Source organism: Shewanella sp. NIFS-20-20 (assembly GCF_019209865.1).
In the GTDB taxonomy this organism is placed as follows: domain Bacteria; phylum Pseudomonadota; class Gammaproteobacteria; order Enterobacterales; family Shewanellaceae; genus Shewanella.
In genome coordinates this window covers 1-1006 of sequence record NZ_JAHUTT010000126.1, presented here as the reverse complement: position 1 = coordinate 1006, position 1006 = coordinate 1, and the positions used below count along the sequence as shown (strand labels likewise).

Annotated in this window: 1 protein-coding gene; it reads left to right on the top strand. The window is 43.3% G+C overall.

The window, feature by feature from the left end:
- Positions 1-977: IS110 family transposase (locus KU855_RS18710; RefSeq protein WP_218532808.1), on the top strand; the 977-nt coding region annotated here is incomplete at its 5' end.
- Positions 978-1006: the final 29 nt, after the last annotated feature.

The following is a 1006-nucleotide window of genomic DNA, read 5'->3' as shown; positions in this document are numbered from 1 at the left end:
CTTCTTTTCATCTTGTTGCTCATGACTATAGCGGTCGAGAGCAATTTCGAAAGCATTTATCTCGCGCAAAACTTATTGAGTTTTTAGCTCAAACACCCGCAACAATCATAGCCATGGAGTCATGTGGTGGCTCACATTGGCTCGCTCGAAAGTGCCAGTCTTTTGGGCACAAAGTTAAACTCATTCCTCCGCAGTACGTTAAACCTTACGTTAAAACTAATAAAAATGATTACATCGATGCTGATGCAATAGCGGAAGCATCAACACGCCCATCGATGCGCTTTGTTGGTGTTAAAACTGAAACTGCTCAGGTTATCTCAGTGATCCAACGTATTCGTTCTAGTTACGTAAAAGAGCGTACCGCGTGCATGTCCCGTATTGGAGCTATCTTGCTTGAATTTGGTATGAGCTTCCCTAAAGGGCATAGCAAGATGAAGAGCCTATTTCAATGGCTTGCTTATAGTAAAGAATCTATTCCTCAGATGTTAATGCAGGAGTTGATTGAGCATCACGAATACTATTTACAGCTTAATGAGCGTATTGCAGGTCAAGATAACAAGCTGAAACAGCTTGTCGAACAAAATGAAGATGCTCAACTGCTTAAATCTATCCCAGGTGTGGGAAATTTAACAGTGAGTCAGTGTTTAGCGGATATCTCCGATGTGGGTCACTTTAAAAATGGACGACAGTTAGCCGCCTGGATAGGGCTTGTCCCACATCAATACTCAACTGGCGGCAAAACCACGCTTTTGGGGATAAGTAAGCGCGGCAACAAAGCGTTGAGGACGTTATTCATCCATGGTGCACGGTCGATTTTATCAAGGCCAGAGGTCGCAGTAGCTGTTTTTGGTGAATGGATTTTGGAGTTAAGAGCCAGAAAGCCATTTAACGTAGCGGTTGTCGCTTTGGCGAATAAGTTAGTGCGGATAGCGTGGTCAGTGTTATCGACCAAGCAAGCATTTGAAGTAAGAGTTTAAGCCGAGTTTGCAGATGATAAAAAAGATGG